We start from the raw sequence: 24568 nt of genomic DNA, 5'->3' as shown, positions 1-24568 counted from the left end.
GCGTCGCGCAAATTCGATGTCTTTTTCGATGTCTAATGCGATTTCGTAGTGAGGGAACCATGGCTACAGACAGCGGTCAAAAATTCATTCGGCGAAACCGCGCACCACGCGTGCACATCACATACGAAGATCCTTACGACGCCGAGCGGCTGATCGAACTGCCGTTCGTCATGGGCGTCCTCTCCGACCTCTCCGGCAATAACCCTGGCGTCGAGAAGACGAAGGTCGAGGAGCGCAAGTTCCTCGAGTTCGACATGGACAATTTCGACAACCGCATGGCGGCAATCCAGCCCGGCGTGACGGCGCGTGTCGCCAATCGCCTCAGCGATGGATCCGACGAAAAGATCTCGGTCAACTTGCGCTTCAACAAGATGGCAGACTTCACGCCGGTGGCCGTCGCCCGCCAGGTGCCGGCTACTGCCAAGCTGCTCGAGGCGCGCGAACAACTCGCCAACCTGCTGCGCTACATGGATGGCAAGGTGGCCGCCGAGGACCAACTCAAGAAACTTCTCGCCGATCCTCAACTGATGGCGGCGCTTCGGGAACGCGCGACAAGCCAGTCGACCGAACCTGGCACCGAGAGCTAAGGAAGGAATGGGGACCATGGCAAAAGAAGCTGTTCACAAAGAGAGCACCACCCAGGTCAAGACCGTCGAAGCTGACGAGTTTGCCACTCTGCTGAAGCAAAGCTTCAAACCGCGCACTGAACGCGCAGCGACCGAAGTCGAAAACGCGGTATCCACGCTCGTTCAAGAGGCGTTGAAGGACTCGAGCGTCATCAAGTCGGACGTCCTCGACACCATCGAGGAGATGATCGCGCGGATCGACCAGAAGCTGACCGCGCAAATGAACGAAATTCTTCACACACCTGAGTTCCAGTCAATCGAAAGTGCTTGGCGCGGCCTCCACTACCTCGTCTTCAATTCCGAGACCGACGCCAACCTCAAGATCCGGGTGATGAACGTCTCCAAGAACGAGTTGTATCGGAATCTGCGGCTTTACCCCGATGCGCGCTGGGACCAGAGTCCCCTGTTCAAGCAGATCTACGAGTATGAATTCGGCCAGCTGGGCGGCGAGCCGTTTGGCTGCCTGATCGGCGACTACTATTTCAGCCACCTCCCAACCGACGTACAATTGCTCCGCGACCTCAGCAAGATCGCCGGCGCCGCGCACGCTCCCTTCTTCAGCGGCGCCGAGCCGACGCTGATGGGAATGGACTCTTGGACCGAGCTGTCCAACCCTCGCGACATCGGTAAGGTGTTCGACACGCCGGAGTATGCCGCATGGAAGGGGCTGCGCGATCAGGACGACTCGCGCTATCTCGGCCTGTGCATGCCCCGCGCGCTCGGCCGCCTCCCCTACGGCGCGAAATCGGAGCCCGTGGAAGAGTTCGCCTTCGAAGAGGAGACGGACGGACACACCGGCGATAAATACGGCTGGATCAACGCCGCCTACGCAATGGCGGTCAACATCAACCGCGCCTTCAAGGAATTTGGCTGGTGCACGCGGATCCGCGGCGTGCAGTCCGGTGGCGAAGTCATCAACCTGCCGACGCACACATTCCCGACCGATGACGGCGGCGTCGACCTGAAATGCCCGACCGAGATCGCCATCAGTGATCGCCGCGAGCACGAACTTGCAAAGGCGGGCCTCATCCCGCTGATCCATCGCAAGAACACCGACAAGGCCGCCTTCATCGGCGCCCAGTCACTCTACAAGCCGAAGAAGTACTTCGGCGAAAAGGGCGTGGATGCCACCGCGTCCGACAACTTGTCGTCACGACTACCTTACATGTTCGCAGTGTCCCGCTTTGCCCACTATCTGAAGTGCATGGTTCGCGACAAGATCGGATCCATGAAGGAGAAGGATGAGTTGACGATCTGGCTGCAAACCTGGATCAACGAATACGTTGATGCCAACCCAGCCCTCTCGTCAGAAGCTCAGAAAGCGCGCAAGCCACTGGCCGCTGCGAAGGTTGAAGTCATCGCAAACGAGGAGAATCCGGGATATTACAACGCGCGCTTCTTTCTTCGTCCACACTTTCAGTTGGAGGCGATGGACGTCGGCCTCAGCCTGGTTTCACGCCTACCCGGCCCCGCTTCCTGATGCCGCAACATCGCAACCGTAACCACGCAGAAATTTGAGAGGACTACGCTATGGCTGTCGACATCTTCTTGAAACTCGATCCGATCAAGGGCGAGTCGCTGGACGACAAGCACAAGGACGAAATCGATATTTTGAGCTGGTCTTTCGGCGAAAGCCAGTCAGGCACTTTCCACAGCGGTTCGGGCGGCGGCGCCGGCAAGGTCAGCGTCCAGGATCTCCACTTTACGCACTTCGTCGACAAGGCCACGCCGGAGCTTTTCAAGGTCTGCGCGAACGGCAAGCACATTGATACAGCGATCCTCACGGTCCGCAAGGCGGGCGAAAATCCGCTGGAGTATCTCAAGATCGAGATGAAGCACATCCTAGTCACCAGCGTATCGACGGGCGGATCGCACGGTGAAGATCGCCTCACCGAAAACGTGAGTCTGAACTTCGCGAAGGTCAAGATGACCTACAAGACCCAGACAGAAAAAGGCGGCGCTGGAGCTGCGCCGGTGTTTGGCTGGGACGTTCCCGCCAACAAGGAATGGGCCTGATTGTCGGCCCTACCTGGCGCCGGTTGCGATAAGCGCGAACCGGCGCCAGGCGATGCGATTGCGGTCGCAAGTCTCGACTTGACCGGTTGCGGGCCCGACCGCCTGCTGAGGCGACATCATCCCGGAGACCAGCTATTGCTCCGCGAAACAGCATAGCGAGCCGGACATCTTGGGGACAGTCAATGACCATTGCTCCAAAGAGGGATCGGCTCTCTCCCCCATTAATGCTGGCCTTTCGCTCCGCTCATGAAGCACGCGATGCGCGCAAGAAGCTCAATCTGCGCGATGAGTTCGGTGAGCGGATCATTGCCGGGCGGCGCAGCGCAGGCCGCTTTCCGATCTCGGAAACGTTGTTGCGGCGGGAGGTCTCCCATGACCTTGAAACGCTCCTCAATACCATTGCTCTGGAATCGACCTTGGATCTGAGCGGGCGGGATAGCGTTCGAACCTCGATCCTGAACTACGGCTTCCCCGATATCGCCCACCGTTCGATCGACGAGGTCACGGACGACGAACTCACCGGCGCCCTGCGCGAGACTCTGACGACGTACGAGCCAAGACTCGATCGCAAGACGATCCGGGTCCGTCGCGACGGCTCGGTCGGTCCTGAGCAGCTGAAGCTGCGCTTCATCGTTCACGCCGACCTCAAGGCTGAGCCGCTCAACGTCCCCGTGGAATTTGTCGCCGACGTCGACCTCGACAGCGGCGACATCCAAATCAATCGACTTTAGCATGAATCGCGAATTCCTCGATTTCTACAATCGTGAACTGTCATTGCTGTACGAGCAGGCAGGAGATTTCGCCGAAGAATATCCTGGCATCGCAGAGCGCCTCGGCGGCCTCATCCGGGACCGATCGGACCCGATGATCACGGGACTATTGGAAGGCGCCGCGTTTCTTGCCGCCCGCGTTCAGCTCAAGCTCAAGCACGAATTCCCGGAATTCACTGCAAACCTGCTTGAGCAGCTGGTACCGAACTATCTTGCGCCCACACCGTCGGCGATGCTCGTCGCGGCACGGCCACCCTACGCTGACCCAGCGCTGCGCGACGGCAAGAAGATTGTACGCGGCGCCTATTTCGACGCGACCTACCGCGAGAGAGAACGAAGTCTTTCCTGCCGGTTTCGACTTTGCCGCGACATCGTGCTCTGGCCGTTCGACGTCACCAGCGCAGAGTATTTCTCCACAGCGGGCACTCTGCAGGCGCTCGGGATCCCGGTCGGAGGCGACGTCATCGCGGGGCTGAAGCTGTCGCTGACCCATCGTACCGCAGCCCGGCTCGACGAGGAACTATCGGACGCAGAGGCCCGAGCCAAGCCGGAAACCTGGTTCGCAGGCTGCCGCGTGAGCGAACTTCCGATCTACCTCTCAGGCGCGGAATCCGACGCCATCGCGCTCTACGAGCAATTGATCTCGAATTGCAAAGGAGTCTACTTCCGGCATCTCGACGACTTCGGCGATCCGGTGGTGACTCGTGCGCCCCATGATTGCGTGCAGCAAATTGGCTTCGACGAAAACGAGTCGCTGTTCCCTAACGACAATCGGATCTTTCGCGGTTCGGAGCTGCTGCGAGAATATTTCATGTTTCCACGCAAGTTCCTCGGCATAAACCTGACGGGACTACGCAGCGTGATGTCGCGACTGCGCAGCAAATCGATCGATATTGTCTTCGCTTTCGATGAACACAATTCGCGGCTGGCTGCCTCGGTGCGCCCCGAGACCTTCAGGCTCTATACTGCACCGGCGATCAATCTGTTCGAGAAAACGAGCGATCGCATTCCTGTCAAGTCGAATACTTACGAGTACCATGTGGTGCCAGATCGCAGCCGCTATCTGGAATACGAACCGCACCAGGTGCTCGAGGTCTACGCGCACCTGCCGGCAGAGAAGGATAAACGGCCCGTGCGCCCGCTCTATTCGGCCGCCGTCGACCGGACCAGCGGATCGGTCGACGGGCTCTATTTCACCGTCCGCCGCTTACCCCGGCGCCGCACAGTAGAGGAGAAGACATACGGTACTTCCTCAGACTACACCGGGACGGACATGTTCCTGTCGCTGCTTGAGCCCGGCGAATTGAGTGGCGGAGGCTCCGTCGCCGAACTGAGCGTCCGGGCTCTGTGCTCCAATCGCCATCTCACCGAGCACTTGCCGGTCGGCCAGGGCGGCGCCGACTTTCGGCTGCTGGACGATACCTCCCTTGATCTGATGTGTGTCGCTGGTCCCACGCCACCGCGTGAGCCGGTGGTTGCCCAACTGCGCAGCCGCAGCGAAATCGCCAACAGTGGGATTGTCAGCTGGCGGCTGATCAACATGCTCAGCCTCAACTATCTTGGCCTCGTCGAACGCGGTGGCGGCAAGAACGCCGGAGCGCTGCGCGAGATGCTGGCCTTGTTCGCCGATCAGTTCGACGACGCCACGGAGCGCAAGATCCGCGGCGTGCGCAGCATAGAAAGCCGACCTGTCGTGCGGCGCGTGCGCGAGCGCACGGGTAGCGGCGCAGCACGGGGCCTGGAGATTACCGTTACGCTCGACGAGAAGGCATTTGAGGGCAGCGGCGTGTTTTTGCTCGGGGCAATACTGGAGCGCTTCTTCGCCGACTATTCGGGCTTCAACACCTTCACTCAGACGGTCATCTCGACGCCGGAGCGCGGCGAGATCATGCGGTGGCCACCGCGCATGGGCACGCGGAGACCGCTATGACGCTGATCGACCAGATGAAGGCCGAGCCCTGGCGCTTCGATTTCTTCCATACGTTACGCCAGTTCGAGCGCGCCAACCCGGATCGACCGCGGATCGGCGACAGTGCCGCGCGTCGCGACGAATATATCGACCTCGGCCAGGTGCCTTATCTGGAGTTCCCCGCCTCGAACCTCGCGGCGGTGGACGACCAGGGTGCCCGGCTCAGGATACTCGTCAAATTTCTCGGCCTCCTGGGCCCGCAGGGCGCCCTGCCCCTTGCCACCACCGATGAAAGCCTCAGCTGGTGGCTGATGCGGGATGACGCCTTCCCCCGCTTTCTCGACCTCCTCAACGGACGCTTCCTGCAACTCTTCTTTCGTGCCTGGGCCGACGCGCGCCCGATCGCGCAGCATGACCGCCCGGCGGACGATCGCTTCATTGCCTATGTCGGCTCCTTCGCCGGCTTGGGCTCCGATGTTTTCGCCGATCGCGATGCGGTTCCGGACATGGCGAAGCTCAGCTTCGCTGGACTGGTCGCGCCCAGGGCGAAGTGTGCATCACGGTTGACGCGGTTCCTGCAAGGACTGTTCGACGTCAAAGTCGAGATCGACGAATTCGTCGGCACCTGGCTCTCATTCGACCCAAGTCACTGCAGCCGGCTCGGCGGAACGCATGCGAGGCTCGGCCAGGACGCCCTTCTCGGCTCGCGTGTGTTCAGCGTCGAGGACAAGATCAGAGTTCGGGTCTTTGTCAGAACTTTTGCTCAGTACGAACAATTCCTGCCGACCGAAACACCCAACCTGTCGGCGCCTCTGGCCGACGCCGTTTTCTTCTATATCGGCGACGAATTGGAATGGGAGGTCGAGCTCGCCATTCCGGCGGGAGAGGTCGTCCCGGTCAGGCTTGGACAGAGTGGGCGACTTGGATGGACCACCTGGGTCTCGCCGAACTGGGCCTCCACGGAAGAATATCGCCGCGATGCCCGCTTTCAGCTCGGCGAACGATTGAGAGCCCGCCGGAGTGCCACAGCCAATGCCGCGGCGATTTGAACCTATCCATCGCGCTGATCGCCTAATGCTATGGAATTTGAGGCAATTTCCGCATGATGGCACGCATCCGCGGAGGAATTGAGCAGGAGGAGCCGCCGTGACCGACATCAGCATTGAAGCTGTAACGGGCAAGCTGAACCGGGCCGGCTATGATGCCTTCTTACAGGCCCTGCGCCACGCAAAGAGCGCCGGCAATCGCAACGTCGAGCTTGCGCACTGGCTGTTTCATATCCTGCAGCAGGAACGCAACGATCTCAGCCTCTCGGTCGATCATTACAAGCTCGACCGCGCACGCTTGTTGTCGGACCTTGCCGGCGTGATCAATGGCTTTCGTAAGAACGAAACCGACATGCCGGGCGTCGCCAATTCGGTCATCGATCTGCTCGATCGGGGCTGGCATTATGCCACGCTCTTCTTTGGCGAGACCCAGATCCGCACCGGTCATCTGCTTGTGGCAGGCCTGAAATCGAACGATATTCGTCGCACGCTGAACAACCTCTCGCAGGAATTTTCCAAGGTCAACGTCGATGCACTGGCCGCGGAGCGTCGCGCCGTCTGGGCCGGCTCCGACGAGGAGACCATGCGACCGATGGACGGTTCGGGCCTGGTCGGCGCCGTCACGGAAGGCGCGGCCCAAGCGGGTCCCAAGGGGACGACGCCGCTCGACCGGTTCTCCCAGGATCTCACCGCCAAGGCCAAATCGGGCGAGATGGATCCGATCCTTGGTCGGGACGAAGAAATCCGCCAACTGATCGACGTGTTGATGCGTCGGCGGCAGAACAATCCAATCCTCACCGGCGAGGCTGGCGTCGGCAAGACCGCAGTTGTCGAGGGCTTCGCCCAGCGTATCGCCGCCGGCGACGTGCCGCCACCGCTCCGCGGTGTAAGGCTTTGTGCGCTCGACATCGGCCTGATGCAGGCCGGTGCCTCCATGAAGGGCGAGTTTGAGCAGCGCTTGCGGTCGGTGATCGACGAGGTCCAGAGCTCACCCACCCCCATCATCCTGTTCATCGATGAAGCCCACACACTGATCGGCGCCGGCGGCGCGGCCGGCACCGGTGATGCAGCCAATCTCCTGAAACCTCCCCTTGCGCGTGGCACGCTGCGCACGATCGCCGCCACCACGTGGGCAGAATATCGCCAGTATATCGAGAAAGATCCCGCGCTCACACGACGCTTCCAGCCGATCCAGATCGATGAACCCGATGTGGAAACCTGCTGCATCATGCTGCGCGGACTCCTCGGTCCGATGGAGAAGCACCACGGCGTTCGCATCTCGGATGCCGCGATCGTCGCAGCGGTCAACCTGTCCCACCGCTACATTCCTTCACGGCAGTTGCCCGACAAGGCGGTCAGCCTGCTTGATACCGCCTCGGCGCGCGTGGCGATCAGCCAGAGCGCGACTCCGGCCCTGATCGAGGATGCACGCGTTGCGATTGCCGCCCGTGAAGCTGAGCGATCAGCACTCGTCAGCGACAGCGATCTTGGGATTGAGGACGACGAGCGCATCGTAGCGATCGACAACGACATCGCAGCATTGAAGGACAAGCTGACGAACCTCGAAGCCGATTGGGCCGCAGAGCAGGAGCTCGTCAAGGACATCCGGAGCATTCGGGAGATCCTGTCCGAACCCATGGAAGGCGACGATCCGGCTGCCAGGCGCGCGGAGCTGCGCGGCAAGTTCGACACGCTTGAGAGCATCAATCCGGAAAAGCGGATGGTCTATGCCTATGTGGACCAGCAGTCGGTGGCGTCCGTTGTCTCTGACTGGACTGGCATCCCGGTCGGCCGGATGATGCGCGACGAGATCGAAACCGTGCTGAAACTACCGGAGATCCTCAACCGCCGCGTCGTCGGCCAGTCTCATGGGCTGACGATGATCGCCAAGCGAATCGAGACCAGCCGCGCCAAACTGGACAACCCGTCGAAGCCGATCGGCGTGTTCATGCTGGCTGGTCCATCCGGCGTGGGCAAGACTGAAACCGCCCTGGCGCTTGCCGAGACCCTCTACGGCGGCGAGCAGAACATGATCACGATCAACATGTCGGAGTTCCAGGAAGCGCACACCGTCTCGACCTTGAAGGGAGCGCCTCCCGGCTATGTCGGCTATGGAGAAGGTGGACGCCTCACCGAGGCTGTCCGGCGCAAGCCCTATAGCGTCATCCTGCTCGACGAGGTCGAGAAAGCTCATCCCGACGTCCACGAGATCTTCTTCCAGGTGTTCGACAAGGGAACCATGGAGGACGGCAACGGGCGGCGGATCGACTTCAAGAACACGTTGATCATCCTGACCACCAACGTCGGCACCGATCTGATCATGGGCCTCTCGCGAGATCCAAAGTATCGTAGCGAACCGGAAGAGCTCGCCAAGATGCTGAGGCCGGAATTGCTGAAGGTGTTTCCGGCAGCGCTGCTCGGACGCATCGTCTCGATACCGTACTTCCCGCTATCCGACGAAATGCTCGCCGGGATCGCTCGGTTGCAGCTCGACCGGATCGGACGACGCCTCCGTGACAACCATAACGCGGCATTCAGCTACGATGACGCGGTCGTGGAGCACATTGTGTCACGTTGCAACGACCCGGACTCCGGCGGGCGAATGATTGACAACATCATCACCAACACCCTGCTCCCGGAGCTGTCACGCGAATTCCTCAGCAAGTCGCTTGCCAAGGAAGAAGTCAAGCAAGCGCGGGTCTCGATCGAGAACGACAAGTTCGCATATTCGTGGAATTGAGGACGATGAACATTCAAACCGAGCATCGCCACCCGAGCGCCGGTCCCACGCCATACGACGAGGTCTACTACCCTGGCCACGTCTACGGGCTCACCCATCCGAACCATCTCGCTACCATTGCTGCCGTCTACGGCATGCAGGCGGCTCCGGTCGAGCGTTGCCGGGTGCTCGAGCTTGGCTGCGGCGTTGGCGGCAACCTGTTGCCGATGGCCTTTCAATATCCAAACAGCGAATTCGTCGGTGTCGACCTGAGCGGCGTGACGATCGAGCGCGGCCAGCGAAATATCGCCACATTGGGCCTCAGCAATATCAAGCTCCTGCACTGCGACATCATGGATGTCGACGAAAGCTTCGGGCAATACGACTACATCATAGCGCACGGCGTGTATTCCTGGGTTCCGCCGGCGGTGCGCGAGAAGATGATGATGATCTTCAAGCAGAACATGGCTCCGCGCGGGGTCTGCTACGTCAGCTACAACGCGCACCCGTTCTCGCATCTTCGCGACCTGGTCCGCGACATGATGCGGTATCACACCCGCCGTCTCACCGACATGAAGGAGAAGGTAGGACAGGCCCGCGCGATCTTGAAGTTCCTGAGCGACGGCTCGAAGGCCAACTCGGTGCACGGCGCAGTTATGCGCGACCAGTACAACCGCGTCCTCAAGTCCCCCGACGAGCTCTTATTTCACGACGATCTCGATGATGGCGCCGAGGCCTTCCTGCTGCATGAGGTTGCCGAAGACGCAAGCCGCCACGGCTTGCAATATCTGAGCGACGCTGATTTCTCGCGACGCTATCTTGCCGGCTATTCCGAGGAGGTTCGCGCGACGCTGCAGCGTTTCCCGGAGAGCGAGTTCATGGCGCGCGATCAATATCAGGACTTCATCGACGGCAACGGCTTTCGGCGCACATTGCTCTGCCACGACAGCATTTCGCTATCCCGCCAGATCGACCTCGATTTCGTCACCAGGTTCCATTTGCTGAGCACGACCAACCCGGTTGACCCCGACGCCTGCGTGACCGACGATTCCGCGATGGAATTCGAGAACCAGGACGGCAGCAGGGTCACGGTAACCAATCCGCTCTTGAAGGCTGCGTATCTATGTCTCGGCCGGTCCTGGCCGCGCGCATTATCATTTGGCGAGCTGCTCGATGGCGCCCGCGCGCTGCTGGGCGGCCGGCACACGGATGATGCCGAAAAGGTGCTGACGGAGGCAATGTTCATCCTGGCTTGCAGCGGCGAGGTCTCTTTCCTGCTGTCGCGCCCATTTCTGTTGAAGGAAGCTACCGAGCATCCGCAGGCGAGCCTGCTCGCACGAAGACAAGCGCAAACAGGTCCGCTCGTCACCAACCTCCTCCACCAGACGGTACAGTTGGAGGACGACCGGACCAGGGATTTTCTGCAATTGCTCGACGGTGCGCGGACCATCGACCAGATCACGGCCGAAATGACCGAAAAATTCGGCCCGACCATCCAGTTGGACCAGAAGGATAGTGCCGGGAAGCCTGCCGATCCGTTGTTGCTGTCAACGCGAGAAAGTGTTCAACGCTCGCTTGCGATGGTCGGCAAGCTGGGCCTGCTGGTCGCATGACGCGCTCAAGTGCGTCGGCTCCGTTGGCGATGAACGGCAGGAGTTGGAAGCTCCTGCCATTTCCTGAAATGGATGCGGCCCCCGTCAGCCGTCGTGGGTATATTGCTGGCCGAGGAGCCATCCCGTGAGAATACCGCCGGGTCCGCCGGCATAGACCGGATCGAGGCCAACACCTGCACGCAGCATCTTCCATTCATGCTCGCCGACCCAGGGAATCCCGGGATCGCCCTTCTGATACTGGGATAGCAGCGTTCGGGCGACCTCTGCGGCATTGGCGTAGATCGGCCCGTTGGCCCAGCGAGGGCGGGGCAGGCCTGTCATGCGGCAATAGAGCGCCGTGCAGACGTACGCAGACGCCTCTTCCGCATTGGCATCAAGGCCGGTACGCAACAGATCATATGCCGCATGCAGGCTTTCGTGGACGATATAGGCCTCGTCCAGCCGCCCCGTCGCCGACACGACCTCCAGCGTGTTCGCCGCAACCGCTGTGCCGTCCGCCCTGGTTCTCGCGACATCGTTGTATTGCGCAGCAACGCCTGCCGCGAGATCCGTCGGAGGTCTGACGGTGACCTGCCCCAACCGGATAGCGCGAGCGACGTGATGGAACGTTTGCGGCGCAATCGTCACATGGCTGCCGCGGATCGGGAACCGGAACCGCATGCGTGCGACCGCCGGGCCATTGAGTACGTCCAACACCCTGCTTCGCAGTGACATTTGATCGTCCTCGTTGTTCACACTACCCCACGGATGGTGGTCGCCGTTTCCGATCGGCGGGTTCAAACAGTCACTGCGCTGGCGCGACAGGAATTCGAATGACCTGGGCCGGGCGGCAGCTTGATCGAACGAGCCGGCATTGAACCCGAGCCCGTTCGGGTGAGACCAATCTGAGGGGAGGATTGGCTCGGAGGGCGTTCTATGACGACGACTGATCCGACGACGACCGACACTTACCGGAAGATCGCGGCGCGACTGACCATGCTTCGGCCGCAGATCGATTTAAAGAATTACTTTGCCGGCCCCAACCCGGATGTGCGCCTTTATGACGAGAAGCCCTACATCCGACACCAACTCGAGAAGTATGGTGTCGCTGCCGCGACGACCACGCTCGACGGCTTCACCTTCTTGCCCAAGGACTGGGAAGAGCTGATCAAGAAGCTGCGCATTGCCAAGACGACAGACGGATTCGACGCCTTCGCCGAAGGGAAAAGCCCGGAGAAAGCGTCGCATTGGGCCCTCGATCTGTCGATGGCGGCAACGATCGGCAAGGGGTTCCGGGAGATCTGGCGCCCAAAGCTGTCCGACAAGCCACTCTCAACGCGGGATCTCCCGGGCCGGCACGGCTTCGGGCTCGGACGCGACCGCGGACAATGGAGCGATGCCTACAGCTCGCAATTCGGCAAAGACCCGCAGCCCCAGGACATCACCTCGCTGCATTTCGCAGTAGCACCCGATCGGGTGAACGTGCACATCGACGAAACGGGCTTCGTGTTCGAGGGCGTGGACGGTGCGCTTACGGTCGGGCCAAACTTCGTGCATCACGCCGGCAATGAACTGTTCTGGAAGAGCAACAAGCATATACCGCAATGGGCCGCAGAGCACATCGATCTGATCCTGCCGAACAGCGCGAACGACTTTTCGCGCGTGGGCATTTCGGTCGACATGTACCAACGCAAAGACTTGCGCGTTACGGTCACCGGCTCCTGCGGAATTTTCGGTGGTTTCGAGTGCTCGGGAACGGTGAGCATCAGCGGAACGCATGATCTGCTCGGTTCGAAGTCGAAAGGCAGGCGCTAAAGCGGACATTGCTCGTTCGGCATTGCTCCGTGTCTACGCCTCCAAGCTACGAATGAGGCTCCTCGATTGCCACTGCCAGTTCGTGGCCCGGATGAATGGAACTATCGAACCGCCTCGAGGTAGCGGCGACCAAGATATTGGTGGCGAGAACGCGTAGTTCCGCAGGAACCAGCAGGGGAGGTCTCACAATGCCGAACCAGGAAAGGCCCTTGAAACCTGTCGTCGAAAGCTATGTACCGCCAGCAGGAATCCGGCATGCGGTGACGGCAGGCGAGACCTGGATATCCCTCGCCAAGCGGATCGGCATCGACCCCTGGGACCTCATCGAGTTCAATTTTCCGGGCATCAAGCTCGTCAAACAGCGCGATTTCCAACAAGCCACACGGCAGGTGAACTGGTACCTGGCCGAGTATGTAGGCTGCCGCGCGATGTCGCCCGACCGGCAGAATTTTGCGTTTTCATCCGGTACGACCGGCGGGAAAGGTGGATGGCGAGGGGGATTCATCTATCTGCCGCCAGGTACGCCGCCTCCCCCACCGATTGCGCCCACTCCACCGGTTGCGCCCACCCCAGCGGCTCCGACCCCGCCGGAATGTGGAGGAAGCCGACCCGACTTCGCGCGCGTCCTAGACGTCAGCGAACGGGATTTCGCGCGCAACGTCTTTGGCCCGACGTTGCCGCCATGGGAGACCATCGCGATTACCAATGGCCTGGGAGCAGGCGGAAGACCGTGGACGAACGATGGACCATTCTTTAGAGGAAGCAATCCCATGGTGCCGAGCATGCGGTATGCCATCAATCTTGGCAATGTCGCGTTCAGTAACCTGGCATCGCCTAGCCCCACCTTCGGCCTCTTGTGCGACGACTTCGGTCGCATTTGCGACCTCTTCGTGCACGAAATGACCCACGTGTGGCAGGCGTTCAACGATTCAAACTGGACAATGGCACGCTCCTTCTGGGCGCAGACGGTCGGTGCCGGCTACGACTACACGCCCGGGGATAGCTGGGACTCATACAACGTCGAACAACAGGCACACATCGTCGAAGATTGGCACAAGTACAAGATTAGTTCTCCGATGCTTGCCGAAGAACGGTATCCGTATGTCCGGCTCGTGATCCGCTCTGGACGCCTCACTTTTCCTCGCGGGCTGGATCTGGTGGCATTGAAAAAGGACCTTCAAGATCTGCGCACAAGGCACCTGGACTAGAATCCGCAGCAACGGAGTGGTCGGGAGTCTACTTAATGATGCACCAACACACCGAGAATTCGACGCGGTGCGGTAGCGCATTCTTCCTCTCGAGAGCGCTTTTCCGACTTGTCCAGCGTGCTGGTCAGCTTCGCAGCGCAAGCACACGGAGAAGAATTGCGCGGCCGCCATGCGACAGGCGATCGTGAAACAGTTCGGAGAGCCGGTCTCCACGCTTCCGCACCGAGAACCTCTTCCGGAGCTCATGGGCGCGAGACAGCGAGCAATAGAGAAAATCACGACGTAGCCGGCGCAGGCGGCTGCCATAACCTCTAACATCGGTGCTCGCGTAGGCCTCCATCAGGGTGCGTATCAAATAGTCATCGCTCGGATCAACGTAAGCTTCGTGGGAAACGCTCGATGATCGCATGGATACAGGTTCATCGCTCGACAGAAATAAGTTCCTGCGGATCAGCCCATCCGACACGCCGGTCGCCTCTTTAGCGAACTTTCCATAGTTCACAAAAGGCAGCGCAGCGAGTTGCCGGCGCAGACTTTCGAGCGTCGCCGACGGGATCCGGACGCCATTGCCCGCGCTGGTGTCGAGCTTGTTGGCGCGCACCGTGGCGTAGAGGTCGCACCAGAATTTGTCCCAGGGGGCGGTGCCGTTGCGGTTAGACGACGGATTCCTGCGAACGCTATATGTCGTTTGAGTGAGGTAGGCCGCCAGTTCGCCCATGTGGCGCGTAACAGCGCCGTCAGGATCATAGACGTCGGTCATGGCGTGCACGCATTCATGCAGGAGCAGCGCCCGATCGCTATCATTTGCGGGAGGCGACTTCTTCTGCGTCAACAGAATATCCGTGGCCTGATCGTAGAAAGCGAGATCCTGAGTGCCGCCCTTCACCAATATATTACCGGCACGAATGTGATCGCGAACTGTCATCAAGTATTCGCCCTTGATATGGATCTTGTCGACGTAAAACTCGATGCCAAGCGCAACCGAGTCACTGAGTGTGTCCAGGACGTCCCTTCGGTCAGTGGCATGACCTACCTTCCTTGCGTGGTTGAGCAATAGTCGTCCGGCTAGGCACCGGCAAAAGAAACGGCAGGTTACTCCTAACTGGACTTCGGTCGGTGTAGTCGGGAAGATTTGCCAGGATCTCCTTCACGTGCGGCCCGCATGCAGCCGGGAGCATATTTTCGATCTAAGCCATTCATTTTACTAAGATATTTCCGCTCAGATCGGTCCTTTGTGTTGTTGGACCGATTGAGAAATCTGGTTTGACCAAGTTTCCGCTGTTTGGCTCTTCTAGGACCACATGTGCATGAATTGGAAGCGGAAATCGCTTCTTCGGATTATCAGCGCACACGTCGCGTGCGCGGGAGCGGGAGTGCACACGTCACTCGTATGGCGTATGTCAGAGATCCTTGAGAGCGATGGGCTTCGTTATACTCATGCAGCTATGGGAGTATAATTCGCATCCTTATGCTGCGCCCATTCAATCGCGGGCCATTCATTAACCGGCCAAACCCGGATTTCCGCCTCCTATTTGACGGCTGGCACGCGAATGCTAATGAAACACCGTCATGCGCCGAATGAATACGAACGAACTCGAAAGGCAGGCAAAGGGGGTGGCCGCCCTGATGCGCATGCTTGCCAATGAGCATCGGCTGCTCATCGTCTGCAAGCTCGTCGAATATGGCGAAATCAGCGCGAGCGCGCTTGCCGAGGATGTCGGCCTTTCCGCTTCGGCCCTATCGCAGCACCTTGCAAAGCTGAAGACAGAGCGCATCGTCGCCTGTCGGCGCGATGGTCAGACGATGTGGTACCGTGTCGCAGACCGGAGGATCGAAGAGCTGTTTTCAACGCTGCACAGGCTCTTCTGCAAGACACCAAAACGGTGACCTGTGATTTGCTACATCCGCTTCTGCCCAGCTTCCACAGATTCGATCCACCAGAAGAACAGTCCGGCGCCGACTGCAAGAGCGGCGAACCAAATGATGTCCGGGATGTTCGTCACGTCCGGAAGGCGGACTTTGCCGAGCGCCCAAACGTTGAGCACGTGCGCTTTCAGCCAATCGAAACTCAGCGCGTAAAGGATAGCACCGGCAACCATGCCGAGCGCGCCGACCAAGGCATGGATGCTGCCGGTGGCGATGGCGCCGAGCGCCGTTCCCGGGCAATAGCCATAGACCACCATGCCGATACCGAACAAAGCGGCGCCGAGCGCGATCGCCAGCATGTTGGCATCCTTCACGTAGTACTTCGTGTTGCCGGTATCGACGAGCAGCAGCACGCCGATGCCGCCGACGACGATCGCCGTGCCCATCACCTTCAGCACAGTAAAATCGCGCAGGCGAAACTGGTTCTCGATCACATTACAGTTCGTCACCTTGCCACGCTGCAGCAGGAAGCCGAAGGCAGCGCCCATTAGCACGGGGCCAAGGATTGTCATCATCGCGGTCATCTCGATTCCCTTCACCGTTTGCGGAACATGAGCGCGGAGATACCGAGTCCTGTGGCGAACATCACCGCCAGGAACAGCCAGCTCGACACCGCGAGCTGCAAACCGCCGGAAATGCCATGTCCGCTGGTACAGCCGCCGGCAAGCCGTGCGCCGTACATGATCACGATGCCGCCGAGGAACGCGCCGACAAAGCGCTTGGCGATCGATGGTCCGAACCGCTCCTTCCAGACTTCCGGCACGAGCTCGAGCCGCCACGTGCCCGACATCACTGCGGAGAGGAATGCGCCGAGCGGGATGCCGACGAGGAACCAGACGCCGTAGTCCCACTTCAGCGGCGTGCTCTTCCAGTAGGAATTCTGCGCCACAGCCTCCGGCCCGATCACCGGGACGGCGAACAGCGAGGCGACGCGCGAATAGGCGGTGGTGACGCCGAGCGGATCGCCGAACACTGCGAAGGCGATCCAGCTCAACAGCCCGATCCCGGCGCCGACGAGATAGGGCGACCAGTCGATGCGCGCAGTGCGCGGCGCTTCGCGAACGTAGCTTTCCGTGATGGTGGTCATGTGCGTTTCCCCGAGGGCGGCGCGCCCGCATTGTTGCGGCGCAATCGGCCCGCATTTGCGAAAATCATATTCAAAAAATGTAATTTAGCAAACCGTAAAATATCTGATCACGCGCCCGCTGCGGGCGAGCCAGCGGCCTGCTGCGGTTGTGGCGTACCGGCACGGTCGACGAAGAGGTCGGTGAGCCCAGCCCCGAGCCACATGCCGCCGAGCACGAGCCAGGCGGTGAGCGCGAATATCGAGGCGCCGGTCACGCCCGCGCCGACCGCGCAGCCGCCGGCGAGCATCGCGCCGAAACCCATCAGCACCGCGCCGAGCAGATAGCGCCGCATGCCGAGCCCGTCGAAAAACCCCTCGAGCTTCAGCTCATGCGCGCTTGCCGCAGCGACGAACGAGCCGAGAAACACGCCGGGAATGATGCCGAGGTCGAAGCCGAGCCGGATCTGCGAGCTGTTCAAGACCAGCATCAGCAATTCGGCCGACGGTCCGCTGAAGGTGAGGCTTTTCAGCGTCACCGGTGCGAAGGAGGCCTGCGACAGCTGGTAGGTGAAGAGCCAGCCGGCGACGACGGCTACGCCCGTCGCCAGCGCGGCGAAGATCAGCCGGCGCGGCAAATGGCTGCGAAAGGCGAAGGTGAGCCCCGCGATCAGCCATAGTCCACCGAAAGCGAGCTTCTCGGGCGTACCGCCGCCGAACGCCGCCATGATGTCGCGCGACGGCCCGCCGTCGACAAGCCACAGATTGGTCACCCACTCGCGCGCAGGCGACAGCAGGCCGCGATAAGAAGCCTGCGCCGTCACCGCAAACACCAGGCCCGACAGCAGCGCCCTGAGATTGCCATTGGCCGAGAGCACGAGCAGCCGGCTGGCACAGCCGCGGGCCAGGATCATGCCGCAGCCGAACATCATGCCGCCCACGAGCGCACCGGAGATGCTGCCCTGCTGCGCGAGCTGGCGCGCCTCGGAGACGTCGAGCAGACCGAGCGCGACAAAGGCCTGCGTGCCCACCAGCGCCGCGGCAAAGGTCAGGAGCCAGACCGCAAGGCGCGGGCCGCCCTCGCCGCGGGAGAACTCGACGGCGGCGGCGCGCAGGCAGAAGCGGCTGCGCTGGGCGAAGAATCCAAAGACGCCGCCGACCAGAAGGCCGCCGAGCCATGACAGGCGGTCTTCCCCCAGGAGATCGATGAGTGTCGTCAGCACGGCCGCCTCAGTGTTCCTTTGAGGTCTGCCAAGTCTATCGCTCGCTGCGGTCGCGCCGTATGAGCCAAATCAAGGCCCGGCCGCATCGGCGCCACGCCTGCTCAGGGCCGCAGATAGGCATATCCCTGCTGTTGCAGCTCGGCGAGCCGCACCACGCCGCCCTTCTCGGCTACCACGAAGCCGGGCGTGAGGTCGTCGAGCTTGACCCCCTGCGCCTTCATGGTGTTGGCGCAGGCATCAAATCCGACGCCAGCGTCGGCGAGCTTCTTCATCATCGCAACGGTGTGATCTTCGGCGGCGAGCGCGTGGAAGGCGCGAAGCGCGGGCCCTCCTTACGGTCGGACAATCGTCCAGTTCTTTTCCGCAAGATTCATCAGTGCGGCAACACCAACCCGGGTGACGCTGATGCCCTCGATCAGCGGCGGTCGCCTGCCTTCCTTCACCGCAAGCGTCTCCAGGGTATTGCCGCAGGCGATGAAGCTCACATTGGGCATCGATTTCAGGAAATTCAACAGGCGCTCCTTCACCGGCGAGCGGTCGTCGAGCAGCATGTCGAGGCCGCCATTGAAGGCAACCACCACGATCTCGACGTCGTCGCCCTGCCCGGAATAATGCCGCGAGACGTTCGCCGCAACATCGAGGACGGCGCGCATCTTGGCCGGGTCGTCGTCGCTGATCTGCAGCGCGAGCCGGTGCGGTTCGGTCGCCCGGGACGGAGCGGCCGGACTTGTCATGATGAAGGCGGCAGCGAACAAACTGCGAAGCAACCCACGGCGGCTCGCCCGGCCGCGGATCATTCCACGCCCCGCGACTTTCCGTCCTTGGTATCCTCAGGGGTCACGTCGATGACGGCAGCGCGCGCGGTGATCTTCACCGGCTCGATGCAATCCCTCATGCAGGGGTCCATCTGCCAGAACGATTTCTCGCTCGTCGCCCGATCGTCCATCACAAAGCCCTGCTCGTTCGGCATCTTGATCGTGGCAAGGTTCTTGTTGGTCAGCTCGAAATTCTGGTCGGTGACAACGTCGTTCAGGTACAGGACGTAGGCGACCAGCGCATAATACTCGTTGACCGAGAGCGACTCCGCATTGCCGTAAGGCATGGCGTGACGGACGTAGTCGAACACGGTCGAAGCGTAGGGCCAGTACGAGCCCACCGTCTTGACCGGATTGTCTGATGTCAGCGAACCCTTGCCGCCCGCCAGCACTGGCCAGCGGCCGTTACCCTCGCCGAACTCGCCGTGGCAGGTCGAGCAGTTGTCCATGAAGAGCTTCTCGCCCTGGGCGACCGTGCCCTTGCCCTCCGGCAGGCCCTGACCATCGGGCCGCACGTCGATATCCCAGCCGCGGATTTCCGCCGCGGTCGGCGCGCGGCCGATGTGATAGCGCGGACCGGCTTTGGCATCGGTCTTCTGCTGCGCGAGCGCGGGCGCGCACATTGCGCAAATGAGCAGTGCCGCGGCAGCAAACTTAAGCGACTTCGACATTCTCGACCTCACCATTGGCCTGCACATGCCAGGTCTGGATGCCATTGTTGTGATAGATGGAGTTGACGCCACGGATCTTGCGCAACTCGGCCTTGCTCGGTTGCACGTAGCCGGTCTCGTCCTGCACGCGCGATTGCAGCAGCAGCGGCTCACCGTTCCAGTCGAACTCGTAGTAGAAGCGCGCCAGTGCCTTGTCGAGCACGGGGCCGTCGAGCCGTGCCGGCCACCAGTTGCGGCCGCCATCGAGCGACACGTCGACGCGCCTGACCTTGCCGTTTCCGCTCCAGGCCAGCCCGGAGACGATGGTGAAGCCCTTGCCGTGCCTGATCGGCGCCTGCGGACTAGGGCTCGTGATCACCGACTTGGCGTCCATCGACCAGGTGAACCGACGTGCCTTTCCGTTGGGCATCAAGTCGGTATATTTCGACGTCTCCTCGCGGGTGTGCCAGGGCTGATCGCCGACCTTGATGCGGCGCAGCCACTTGACCCAGAGATTGCCCTGCCAGCCCGGTACCACGAGCCGCATCGGATAGCCCTGCTCGGGATAGAGCGCCTCGCCGTTCATCTTGTATGCGATGATGCAGTCGTCGAGCGCCTTCTCGATCGGCAGGCTGCGATCCATCGCGGCCGCATCGGCGCCCTCGACCAGCAGCCACTTGCCGTTGGTCTTGACCCCTGCTTCTTCGAGCAGCGTACGCAGCGACACGCCGGTGTACTGCACGCAATGGATCATGCCGTGGGTGAACTGACAGCCATTGAGCTGCGCGCCGCGCCACTCCATGCCGGAATTTGCTGCGCATTCCATGAAGTGAATGCGGTTGACGCGCGGATAGCGCTTCAACTCCTCAAGCGTGAGGATCAGCGGACGCTCGACGAGCCCATGGATCATCAGGCGATGATCGGCCGGATCAATCTCGGCGATGCCGCCATGATGCCGCTCGAAGCAGAGGCCGTTCGGCGTGATGATGCCTTCGAGCTCGTGCAGCGGGGTGAAGCTCACCGAGGACTCGCGCGAGGCGGTCAGCCATTCGACGTCGCGCCGGATGACATCCTTCTCGAACTTCGAAGGCCTGCCGTAGGGGCGCACGGCGACGCCCTCGCCGAGCGACTTGGTCCATTCCGGGACGTTGGGAGGCTGGTTCGCCGGATTGCCGCCGCCGGCCAAGGCGGGCTTCGCGAGCACCGACGCCGCAACGCCGGCGCCAGCGGCCAGGAAACTGCGTCGGGATTGCTGGGGACTGTCCATCTTCGACATCGCTTCTCACGCTCCCGTCACTTTGACAGCTCTGTTGGGTTCGAGGCGAACCGTCTTCTGTCGGGTCAGATAATTGGCCACGACCTCCCAGATCGGCGGCCCTTCGGTCCCTTCGTTGACGCTGGCCCAACCTGCGACCTGATATTCCCTCGCGGGATCGATCGGCGCACCGGTCTTGAGCAGCTGCATATCCGAGATGCGGCTGCCTTGCGGCTTCGCGATATCGATCGCATAGGACAGACCGCCGATGCGCACCATGTCGCCACCCTGCTGATAGTAGGGATCGACGTTGAAGAGATTGTCGGCGACGTCCTCGATGATCTCCTTCAACCGCGAACCCGTCATGCCCATGCGATAGACCGCCGGATAGGTGATCGCGGTCGCGTTGGTGACGTCCTCGAAGGTGATGTCCTGTCCCGGCAGCACGCTTGTGCCCCAGCGGAAGCCCGGCGAGAGCGCGATCTCGGCGTCGCGCTCCTGCAACAGGGCCTGGCAGATCAGGTCGTCGAAGGTGCCGTTGAAATTGCCTCGCCTGTAAAGCAGCGAATCCGTCTTGCCGAGCACCTTCGATAGCTCGGGCGCGAAGGGCTTGCGTACCTCGGCGATCTTCGCGGCCATCTCGGCATCCGCCGCGATCACATCGGAGAACAGCGGAATGAGCTTGAAGCTGTAGGCCTTGACCTCGCCGTCGCGGACGTCGAGGTCGAGCCGCGACACGAACTTGCCGGACGAGCCCGACGCGATCAGCAGGGTCTTGCCGACCTTGACCGCTTCGGGCAGCGCGTCATGGGTGTGGCCGGTCAGGATGACGTCGATGCCCTTGACGCGGGGGGCCAGCTTGCGGTCGACGTCGAAGCCGTTGTGCGAGAGCAGCACGACGAGCTGCGCCCCGTCCTTGCGCGCTTTGTCGACCTGGGCCTGCACGTCCTCCTCGCGGACTCCGAACGACCAGTTCGGGATCATCCAGCGCGGATTGGCGACCGGGGTGTAAGGGAACGCCTGGCCCAGCACCGCGATCTTGACGCCACCGCGCTCGATCATAGTCGAAGGCTCGAACGCCGCCTCGTTCCACTCGGTATCGCGGATGTTGAGGCCGAGGAAGGGGAAGCCGAGCCCCTCGATCGCCTGCTTGACCCGCTCGGTGCCGTAGGTGAATTCCCAATGTCCGGTCATGGCGTCGGGCTTGAGCAGGGCCATGCAGTCGATCATGTCCTGGCCCCGCGTCTTCAGCGAAGACCACGAGCCCTGCCAGGTATCGCCGCCGTCGAGCAGCGCGACCTTGTCGCCGCGCTCGGCGCGGATCGCCTTGATCACGGTGGCGGCCCGATCGAGCCCGCCGATCTTGCCGTAGGTCTTGGCCAGCGCCTCGAAATCCTCCGACGTCAGTGCGTACGCGGCCGAAGAACCGGGTGCGATGCCGAAGCGGGCGAGAAACTCCTTGGCCGTCACGTGCGGCGGCAGCCCCTTCGCCTCGCCGACGCCGAGATTGGTCGAAGGCTCGCGGAAGTAAAGCGGCATGAGCTGGCCGTGGATGTCGGTCACATGCACCAGCGTGACGTTACCGAGCGGCTCGAAGGCCAGCAATTCCTTCTGGGTCAGGCGCTGCTGGGCGAACGCCCGGGTCAGGCTCGAACCGGTACTGGTCGCCAGTGTCGCCGTTGCTGCAGCAACCTGGATGAACTCGCGACGAGAGATCATGCGCAATGCTCCTGCAGGCTCATCGTTTCAATTGCGCACCGAGGGCGTCTCGACCGGCAGCCCGATGCCGCGCCAGGCGACATAGAGCTCAAGCGCGAGAAACTCGTCGGAGAGCGGCTTGAACGGCTCGGCGCGTACATCGAACATGCAGCCTTCGAAGCGCTCATGCAGCGGCACCAGGCGCTGGTCGCGCAACCGATAGGTCGGAAAGCCGTTGGTCTGGCCCTGGCTGAGAAAATCGGCGCGCATGAATTTTCCGTTGTTGCGCTCGTGGCACGACTCGCAGGCCAAATCGAGCTGGCCGTAGCGCGTGTAATAGATCTGCTTGCCGCGCTCGAACCAGGGCGACATCGGACCGTCGGTCTTCACCGCCACCGGCATACCGTGCGATTGGTATCGCACGAAGGTGGTCATGTCGGTCAGTTCCTGGGACTTGAATTTCCAGGGCTCCGCCTTCATGTGCTCGGTGCGGCAGATGTTGATGCGCTGCTCGAGATTGACCGGCCTCTTCCGCTTGTCGTCCCATTTCGGTATGGCGGCTCCGACGCCCTTCATGCTCGTTTCGGCCTCGCCGTGACAGCTCATGCATGACTTCCCTTCGCTGCCCTCCGCCCTCTTCCAGACGTCGGCGGCACGCTCCACCGCCAGAAAGCCGGGGTTCTCCAGGTCGTCGTCCTGCAGCGCCCGCGTTTCCTTGCTGCGGAACTGGTAGCCGGAGACAATCGTCTTGAAGACGTGTCCAGGCGGCGCGGAGATGCCTTTGCGTTCGGTCTCCTGCGCGAAAGCACGCGTCGCAAGCGATGCGACCGCGACGATCGCAACGGCGAGTCCAACGTATCGCGAAAGCATCCGCTGTCTCCCTCGAAGCTCTCCGGCATTACGCCTTGAGCGCGATCTTCTCTTCGGCCGTGATCACCGAGCCGTCGTCATCGGTCCAGGAGAACTTGAAGGTCCCGGCTTCCTCCACCTTCGCATCGAACTGGATGTAGGGGTTGGCCGAGATCGCTGGCTCGAGCGCGCAGGCGAAGACCGGCTTGCCGTTGAATTCGCAAGCAAACCTGTTGATGATCCTGCGCGGGATGGGCTTGCCTTGCGCGTCCTTGCGCTGGCCCGATTCCATGACGTGCGAGACCAGGGTCTTGATCTGGATGACCTCGCCCTTGGCCGCCTCCTTGGGAAGCTTGATGCGTGGTTTGTCTGCCATTGCTCTCTCCTTGCGCCCTAGCCGCCGCAGCCGCCGATCGTTACCTTCACGGTCTTCTGCTCCGTGAACAGCGCGCCGTCGCTCATCTTCGCGATCGCAACCACGTTCTGCGTGGCCGCGAGCCGGATCCGGATCGAGGCCTCCGCCTTGCCCGAGACCGGTGTGAACATCAGCGTCGCGACGCCGGCGTTCGGATTGCCGTCGGCGAGAATCATGACTTCCTTGACGTATGATTCCGTGGTCATCGGGCTCTCGACCGTGAGCGACAGCGGCACGGTATTGCCATTCTCCGCGATCTCCGGCAGGTCGAGCGCGATCTTGCCCTTGACCGGCTGCTTGCCGCCGGTGAACTTCTCGATCCACTTCGCGGCGTCATTGCTCACTTCGGCATCGGCCGTCATCGGCATCAGGGTCAGCATGACGAAGCCACCCCCGAGCGCGAATGCCTGCCGTCGATTGATGGCTTTCATTCCAGATCCTCCTCGCCGTCAGTTGAGCGTTTTGAGATAAGCGACCACGTCCTCGACCTGCGCGGCCGACAGAATCGACTTGCCGACGAACTCCGGGCGCACACGGCTCAAGCCGTCGCTTTTGAAGAACGCCGGCATGACCGTGTCGGTGAAGATGCGCTTGGGATCGGCGACGATGAGGCGCAACTGTGCCTCGCTGTAGCGGCCGGCGACGCCGTCGAGCGACGGGCCGAACTCGCCGTGGAATTCCTCGGATTTCAGGCTGGTGACCTGGTGGCAGGCGAGGCAATTGCCCAGCGTGCGCGTCAGGAACACCTTCTTGCCGGCATCGGGATTGCCGGGTGCGCCGGTCAGCGATTTGGGCAGAGCGTCATTGACGACGTCGAGCTTGATCGGCTCCTGCGCGCAGGCGCTTCCGGCCGAAAGACATAGCGCAAACGCAGCCGCGAGCGAGCGCCGCATGTTCCCTACCCTTGATGGCGAGGTGACGCCCGCCTCGTTTGCGATGGACTCACAATCCATCAAATTCAGTTATTATGATA

The 24568-nt window shown here is 61.5% G+C and carries 24 protein-coding genes and 1 pseudogene; 11 read left to right on the top strand and 14 right to left on the bottom strand.

The features are described 5' to 3' along the window. Positions 1–59 precede the first annotated feature (59 nt). The 8 genes from tssB (at position 60) to WN73_RS27530 (ending at position 10699) form a co-directional block, all read left to right on the top strand. Positions 60–587, top strand: a complete 528-nt coding sequence (tssB, locus tag WN73_RS27565) for a type VI secretion system contractile sheath small subunit (protein WP_027548753.1) — start codon at positions 60–62, stop codon at positions 585–587. Positions 588–603: 16 nt separating this feature from the next. After that, positions 604–2106, top strand: coding sequence for a type VI secretion system contractile sheath large subunit (tssC, locus tag WN73_RS27560; RefSeq protein WP_028170697.1), 1503 nt, complete (start codon positions 604–606; stop codon positions 2104–2106). Positions 2107–2156: 50 nt separating this feature from the next. Beyond that, a complete protein-coding gene (locus WN73_RS27555) occupies positions 2157–2642 on the top strand; it encodes an Hcp family type VI secretion system effector (protein WP_011086373.1) in 486 nt (161 codons plus the stop codon). Positions 2643–2824: 182 nt separating this feature from the next. Continuing rightward, positions 2825–3373 (top strand): type VI secretion system baseplate subunit TssE, encoded by a 549-nt coding sequence (gene tssE / locus WN73_RS27550; protein WP_011086372.1) that lies wholly within the window; start codon positions 2825–2827, stop codon positions 3371–3373. 1 nt (position 3374) lies between these two features. Next, complete coding sequence (gene tssF / locus WN73_RS27545; protein WP_271555455.1) at positions 3375–5342, top strand: type VI secretion system baseplate subunit TssF; 1968 nt, start codon at positions 3375–3377, stop codon at positions 5340–5342. Further along, positions 5306–6370, top strand: a complete 1065-nt coding sequence (gene tssG / locus WN73_RS27540; protein WP_011086369.1) for a type VI secretion system baseplate subunit TssG — start codon at positions 5306–5308, stop codon at positions 6368–6370. The genes tssF and tssG overlap by 37 nt, the downstream gene beginning before the upstream one ends. Positions 6371–6467: 97 nt before the next feature. After that, positions 6468–9107 carry a type VI secretion system ATPase TssH gene (tssH, locus tag WN73_RS27535; RefSeq protein ID WP_028170695.1) on the top strand — a complete coding sequence of 880 codons (2640 nt, stop codon included), beginning with the start codon at positions 6468–6470 and terminating at the stop codon, positions 9105–9107. 5 nt (positions 9108–9112) lie between these two features. Beyond that, a complete protein-coding gene (locus WN73_RS27530; RefSeq protein ID WP_271555450.1) occupies positions 9113–10699 on the top strand; it encodes a methyltransferase regulatory domain-containing protein in 1587 nt (528 codons plus the stop codon). Between the two features lie 84 nt (positions 10700–10783). Here the strand turns inward: WN73_RS27530 and WN73_RS27525 are convergent, their stop codons facing one another. Further along, positions 10784–11479: a hypothetical protein gene (locus WN73_RS27525; protein WP_271555448.1), complete on the bottom strand. Its 696-nt coding sequence runs from the start codon at positions 11477–11479 to the stop codon at positions 10784–10786. Between the two features lie 135 nt (positions 11480–11614). Between WN73_RS27525 and WN73_RS27520 the strand changes: the two genes are divergently transcribed. Next, the gene (locus tag WN73_RS27520; protein ID WP_271555446.1) at positions 11615–12493 is read left to right on the top strand and encodes a hypothetical protein; all 879 of its coding nucleotides are present in this window, start codon (positions 11615–11617) and stop codon (positions 12491–12493) included. Positions 12494–12702: 209 nt separating this feature from the next. After that, positions 12703–13701: a hypothetical protein gene (locus WN73_RS27515; RefSeq protein WP_271555444.1), complete on the top strand. Its 999-nt coding sequence runs from the start codon at positions 12703–12705 to the stop codon at positions 13699–13701. Between the two features lie 124 nt (positions 13702–13825). On the opposite strand, the gene WN73_RS27510 is transcribed toward WN73_RS27515, so the two are convergent. Beyond that, on the bottom strand, positions 13826–14755 hold the full coding sequence (locus tag WN73_RS27510) for a hypothetical protein (RefSeq protein WP_271555442.1): 930 nt from the start codon (positions 14753–14755) through the stop codon (positions 13826–13828). A 515-nt stretch (positions 14756–15270) separates the two neighbouring features. Here WN73_RS27510 and WN73_RS27505 point away from each other — a divergent pair. Then, positions 15271–15588 (top strand): ArsR/SmtB family transcription factor, encoded by a 318-nt coding sequence (locus tag WN73_RS27505; protein WP_271555440.1) that lies wholly within the window; start codon positions 15271–15273, stop codon positions 15586–15588. A gap of 11 nt (positions 15589–15599) precedes the next feature. Here the strand turns inward: WN73_RS27505 and WN73_RS27500 are convergent, their stop codons facing one another. The 12 genes and pseudogenes from WN73_RS27500 to soxX all read right to left on the bottom strand — a co-directional run bounded on the left by WN73_RS27500 (position 15600) and on the right by soxX (position 24488). Further along, positions 15600–16151, bottom strand: a complete 552-nt coding sequence (locus tag WN73_RS27500) for a YeeE/YedE thiosulfate transporter family protein (protein WP_271555438.1) — start codon at positions 16149–16151, stop codon at positions 15600–15602. A gap of 11 nt (positions 16152–16162) precedes the next feature. Next, positions 16163–16714 carry a YeeE/YedE thiosulfate transporter family protein gene (locus WN73_RS27495; protein ID WP_271555435.1) on the bottom strand — a complete coding sequence of 184 codons (552 nt, stop codon included), beginning with the start codon at positions 16712–16714 and terminating at the stop codon, positions 16163–16165. A 107-nt stretch (positions 16715–16821) separates the two neighbouring features. Continuing rightward, complete coding sequence (locus tag WN73_RS27490; RefSeq protein WP_011086305.1) at positions 16822–17913, bottom strand: YeeE/YedE family protein; 1092 nt, start codon at positions 17911–17913, stop codon at positions 16822–16824. Between the two features lie 101 nt (positions 17914–18014). Next, positions 18015–18242: pseudogene (locus WN73_RS27485) on the bottom strand (DsrE family protein); the annotation flags it as partial. Positions 18243–18245: 3 nt separating this feature from the next. Then, positions 18246–18647, bottom strand: coding sequence for a DsrE family protein (locus WN73_RS27480; protein WP_271555575.1), 402 nt, complete (start codon positions 18645–18647; stop codon positions 18246–18248). Positions 18648–18706: 59 nt separating this feature from the next. Then, entirely contained in the window at positions 18707–19399 is a 693-nt protein-coding gene (locus WN73_RS27475) for a c-type cytochrome (RefSeq protein ID WP_271555432.1), read from the bottom strand. Next, a complete protein-coding gene (gene soxC, locus WN73_RS27470) occupies positions 19383–20654 on the bottom strand; it encodes a sulfite dehydrogenase (RefSeq protein ID WP_271555430.1) in 1272 nt (423 codons plus the stop codon). The genes WN73_RS27475 and soxC overlap by 17 nt, the downstream gene beginning before the upstream one ends. Positions 20655–20660: 6 nt before the next feature. Continuing rightward, entirely contained in the window at positions 20661–22352 is a 1692-nt protein-coding gene (gene soxB, locus WN73_RS27465) for a thiosulfohydrolase SoxB (protein WP_271555427.1), read from the bottom strand. 27 nt (positions 22353–22379) lie between these two features. Continuing rightward, positions 22380–23201: a sulfur oxidation c-type cytochrome SoxA gene (soxA, locus tag WN73_RS27460; protein ID WP_011086298.1), complete on the bottom strand. Its 822-nt coding sequence runs from the start codon at positions 23199–23201 to the stop codon at positions 22380–22382. A gap of 28 nt (positions 23202–23229) precedes the next feature. After that, entirely contained in the window at positions 23230–23556 is a 327-nt protein-coding gene (soxZ, locus tag WN73_RS27455) for a thiosulfate oxidation carrier complex protein SoxZ (protein WP_011086297.1), read from the bottom strand. Positions 23557–23573: 17 nt separating this feature from the next. Further along, entirely contained in the window at positions 23574–24026 is a 453-nt protein-coding gene (gene soxY / locus WN73_RS27450) for a thiosulfate oxidation carrier protein SoxY (RefSeq protein ID WP_271555423.1), read from the bottom strand. An 18-nt stretch (positions 24027–24044) separates the two neighbouring features. Continuing rightward, the gene (gene soxX, locus WN73_RS27445; RefSeq protein ID WP_028171929.1) at positions 24045–24488 is read right to left on the bottom strand and encodes a sulfur oxidation c-type cytochrome SoxX; all 444 of its coding nucleotides are present in this window, start codon (positions 24486–24488) and stop codon (positions 24045–24047) included. Positions 24489–24568 lie beyond the last annotated feature (80 nt).

This window comes from Bradyrhizobium sp. CCBAU 45394 (assembly GCF_028128655.1).
Classification (GTDB): Bacteria; Pseudomonadota; Alphaproteobacteria; order Rhizobiales; family Xanthobacteraceae; genus Bradyrhizobium; species Bradyrhizobium diazoefficiens.
This window is presented reverse-complemented; position numbering and strand designations above follow the sequence as displayed.